The following is a 698-nucleotide window of genomic DNA, read 5'->3' as shown; positions in this document are numbered from 1 at the left end:
GGAGCTGCTTCGCCCCAGCCGTCCGGGTAGCGTCTGACATTCCCACGGATTTTCTGCACAAGGTCAAAGGTCTGCTGGTCAATGATAGGCTCATGGGTATTCTCGAAAATTGTCCATTCGTCCTCCGGGACATAATGGCTTTTCTTGTCCTTGAAGTGCTTTCGGGTCTTGAAGTTGATGGTATGTCCCAGATACTCACGCTTTTCAAGAATGTTGCAAATGGTGGAAGAACCCCAGCTGTACACATCTTTGAAAGTCTTGTTTTTGTTCACGCCCTCGCCGTGCTGGGCAAGGTAAGCGGACGGAATGAGGACTTTTTCTTCTTTCAGCCTGCTGGCGATCTGATACGGACCGTAGCCGTCAATCGTCATGGCAAAGATGCGCTTGACCACCTCGGCGGCTTCGGGGTCAACCAACCATTGGTCTCTTGCTTCGTTCCAAAGATAGCCGTAAATGACCGTGCCTGTGAGGTGTTTGCCGGACTTGCCTTTGGACTGGAAAGTGGAACGGATTTTACGGCTGGTATCTCTGGCGTAATACTCGTTCATAATGTTGCGGAAAGGGGTAAAATCATCATCACCTCTGGCACTGTCCACGCCGTCATTGATGGCGATAAGGCGAACGCCACGCTGACGCAGGATTTCCATAATCTGACCGACTTTCAGATAGTCACGACCCATGCGGCTCATGTCCTTGAT

General features: G+C 51.0%; 1 protein-coding gene. It reads right to left on the bottom strand.

The window, feature by feature from the left end; all coding sequences use genetic code 11:
- On the bottom strand, positions 1-698 hold a 698-nt coding region (locus H8S55_RS13885; protein ID WP_186879361.1), incomplete at both ends, for a recombinase family protein.

Origin of the sequence: Flintibacter faecis, assembly GCF_014287875.1 — a bacterium.
GTDB classification, from domain to species: Bacteria; Bacillota; Clostridia; order Oscillospirales; family Oscillospiraceae; genus Lawsonibacter; species Lawsonibacter faecis_A.
This window is presented reverse-complemented; position numbering and strand designations above follow the sequence as displayed.